Raw genomic sequence first — 2,318 nt, 5'->3', positions numbered from 1 at the left:
GGGGTCTCCTCGTTTTCAGTGCAATAAGTGACGGTACGCAAAGCTAGCACTGGCGCGGGGGTGGTCTGGGTAGACCGTTGATTTCATTGACTTTCCTGTTCGCTTTGTAAACGGGTATGGTGGCCTCCCACTTTTGAGGTTCACGATGCAGGGTTGGCACACAACGTTTTTGGGGATGCGTGGGCTCCCCCGCGATATCAGCGACTTCGAGATGAAGGCATTTTTCACCTTCGATGGTGCCGAGCGCGACGCAATCAATGCACGCCGAGGTGATTCCCACAAGCTTGGTCTGGCGCTCCATATTGGTTTCCTGCGCATGAGTGGGCGTTTGCTCGGTGCCTTTCGGGTAATTCCAGTAGCCTTGTGGCGCCACCTTGGCAACGAGCTTGGCATTGCAGCACCAGAAGTCGCCTCGCTGAGAGCCATGTATGAACGCGGGCGCACGCTATTCGATCACCAACAAGTAGCCTGCACGGTCCTTGGATTCCAGTGGATGAGCGAGCACCAGCGCCGCTCACTGGTACGTGAACTGCGCGACGAAGTGGCGCGCTGCGCCGACCGCGATCAGCTACTCGTGCGGGCGCGTCAATGGCTGTACAAGAACAAGCTGGTGATCGTGCACGAGCGGGCAATTCGGACACTGATTGCGGCGGCACTTGCCCAGCTTGAAGTTGAAACAGGCACCGCCATCGCCGCCAGCGTTGATCCAGCAACACTTGATCGCTGGCGAGCCTCAGTTTCAGAGCTGCGCCCAGATGGACAAACCCAGCAGAGTTGGCTATGGGCTGCACCGGCGAAACACTCAACCCGCCAAATCAGCGAGGTACTGGAGCGCATCGACCTGCTTTACACGCTGGACGTTCATAAGCACCTGGCAGACATCCCCGATCTCATCTTGCGCCGCTACGCGCGCCGACTTGTCTCCAGGCCGCCCTCAGCCGGAGCCAAGATCAAAGAGCCAGCGCGCACCGTGGAGGTCGCATGCTTTCTTCGGTATTGCCTGTTCACCACCACAGACCAGTTGATCCTTATGGTGCAGCGCCGGATCGCCGATCTGTGGCGTCAGGCTGCCGCCGATGTCCCCGCTACCGTCAATTGGGCCGCAATGTACAAAACGCTGCTCGGCGAACTTGTTGCCTTGAGCGCGCAAGGTGCGGTGCCAGATGCTGAGTTGCGTGCCCGTCTTGAAGCCTTGATCACCGAAACCCAGAAACGCAAACCACCGAGCAGGGCCTCCCTGGTCCGCGAGGGATTGATTGATGGAATTCGCCCCGTGCGGTCGTTGCTCGTCGCCATTGCAAAGCTGCCCTGGCAGGCCACCGGCGAGCATCCTGCCATCGAGTACCTTGCCAAGCTGCAAGCTTTATATCTCAAAGGATCCAGAAAGCTGCCAGTTGAAGTGGTGGCACCAAGTCTGGGAATGATCTGGCAGGTTTCGATCTCCAGCCCAGACCGGGAACGGGCGTTTCAGGCGTTGGAGGTGGCCACCCTGTTTGCCCTGCGCCGCGCGGTGCGCAATGGCTCGGTCTGGATTGAGCACAGCCTGAGCTTTCGGGGTCGTGCGCGCTTGTTCTTCACGGACGAGCGTTGGCAGGCAGAGTCCAAGAAACACTATGCCCGTCTATCGTTACCCAGCAAGGCTGCCACTTTCTTGAAGCCTTTGCTGGCCAGAGTAACTGCCGGTGTCGATGCGGTGGCCGCTGCAGCCCGCAGTGGCGTACTGCGCGTGGATGATGAACTCCATTTGTCGCCATTGCCCGCAGAGGACGAAGACCCAGAAGTGACCAAGCTGCGCGCGGCTTTGGATCACCGCATCGGTGAGGTTCAATTGCCGGAAGTGATTCTGGCCGTTGACGCCCAGGTGCGCTTTAGCTGGATCATGCTCGGACGTGAGCCGCGCTCTACCGACGAGCTGCTGATGGTCTATGCCGGCATCATGGCCCACGGCACCAGTCTGACTGCGGTCGAATGCGCGCGCATGATTCCGCAATTGTCTGCCACCAGCATTCGCCAGGCCATGCGCTGGGCGCGGGACGAACGGCGTCTGAGCCAGGCCTGCCAGGCTGTGCTGGAATTCATGCAGCGACACCCGATTGCCGCCACCTGGGGGCGGTCCGATTTGGCATCTTCTGACATGATGAGCATGGAGACCACCAAACGGGTGTGGCAAGCCCGGCTTGATCCTCGGCGCAACACACCTTCCATTGGAATCTACTCCCATGTAAAAGACCGGTGGGGCATCTTCCATGCGCAGCCCTTTGTGCTCAATGAGCGCCAGGCGGGCGTGGCCATTGAAGGTGTCATCCGCCAAGAAAAGC

Annotated in this window: 1 protein-coding gene; it reads left to right on the top strand. The window is 59.6% G+C overall.

Translation table 11 applies throughout. The annotated features are described in order from the left end of the window. Window positions 1-145: 145 nt before the first annotated feature. The coding region (locus ACFQU0_RS11565; RefSeq protein ID WP_382200881.1) for a Tn3-like element IS1071 family transposase at window positions 146-2,318 on the top strand (2,173 nt) is incomplete at its 3' end.

The organism is Hydrogenophaga defluvii, from assembly GCF_042665235.1.
Classification (GTDB): domain Bacteria; phylum Pseudomonadota; class Gammaproteobacteria; order Burkholderiales; family Burkholderiaceae_C; genus Hydrogenophaga; species Hydrogenophaga defluvii_A.
Note: the sequence above shows the minus strand (reverse complement) of the source record. Positions and strands in the feature narration are given on the sequence as shown.